General features: G+C 45.6%; 1 protein-coding gene. It reads left to right on the top strand.

Translation table 11 applies throughout. The features are described 5' to 3' along the window. Positions 1-62: 62 nt before the first annotated feature. On the top strand, positions 63-1,181 hold the full coding sequence (gene phoR / locus I3248_RS12085; RefSeq protein ID WP_238063984.1) for a phosphate regulon sensor histidine kinase PhoR: 1,119 nt from the start codon (positions 63-65) through the stop codon (positions 1,179-1,181). Positions 1,182-1,272 lie beyond the last annotated feature (91 nt).

The following is a 1,272-nucleotide window of genomic DNA, read 5'->3' as shown; positions in this document are numbered from 1 at the left end:
GACATTGTAAATAGTATCAATGAGTTACAATGTGGCTTATCCCGAACTGGGGTTCAATAAATATGCTAACGCCGAAGGTCAGTGTAGAGACAAAACCTATGCAAAAAGACAATGTGCAAAAAGACGGTCAGGAGCAAGTATCTACTCAGAACAGTACCAAGCAACTCAAAAAGATCAGTAGCGCCTTGGGAGCTCTGCAAGATGCAGTGATTTTGCTCAATGACGATGATGGGTTGGAGTGGTGGAATCAGGCGGCGCAGGATCTATTACTATTGCAGTCAGTAGATCAAGGCAAAAGCATTTTTGACTTTATTGACGTTCCTGAGTTCCGGCAATATTATCAGACTATGACGATACCCAATGATGGTGTCCATATAGCGTCATGGCGCGATTCCAACCGATATTTAAAATGTGAGCTCACGCCTTTTGGCGACGAGAAGTTACTTATCATTTATGATGTAACTCGTTTACACCACTTAGAACAAATGCGCCGCGACTTCGTGGCTAATGTCTCTCATGAGCTGCGAACGCCATTAACCGTATTGATGGGCTATCTAGAGAACTTCTCAGATCAGCCTGATATGCCGCCGCAATGGCGACGCGGTTTTGAGCTTATGACGCAGCAGACTGCGCGGATGAATAGAGTCGTTAACGATCTATTATTGTTGTCTCGGATTGAGATTGAAGAGACCCATGAGCTACATTATATCGATATGACTAAGCTGCTCACCCACGTCTACGACGACGCGCAAGCATATAACCAAGAGTATGGTCATACGCTGCATTTGCAGATAGACACCTATGATGGTCTTTATGGCTCAGAGATGTATTTAAACAGCGCCTTATCCAATCTCGTTATCAATGCTATCAAATATACCCCAAAAGCTGGCAACATCGTCATCAGTTGGACTAAGACATCAGATGGCTGCCAGTTTGCAGTCACCGATGATGGGCTTGGTATTGCTCCAGAGCATGTCGCCCGATTGACTGAGCGCTTCTATCGAGTGGATAGCGGGCGCAGTCGCGCTACGGGCGGCACGGGATTGGGACTGGCGATTGTCAAGCACGTGCTCTATCAGTACGACACCACTTTGCAGATTGAGTCGGTAGAAGGGAAGGGCTCAACCTTTAGCGCCAACTTCCCAGATGATCATGTCAGGGCGGCTGCTAATAACGAATAACAATTTAGCCACTATAAGCGCCAATACGATTTTATTACCGTTCCAAAAATCTTACTCAAACCTAGCCAATATTGACTATTAGATAGGTTTG

It is taken from the genome of Psychrobacter sp. Ps3 (assembly GCF_022129275.1).
Lineage (GTDB): Bacteria > Pseudomonadota > Gammaproteobacteria > Pseudomonadales > Moraxellaceae > Psychrobacter > Psychrobacter submarinus.
This window is presented reverse-complemented; position numbering and strand designations above follow the sequence as displayed.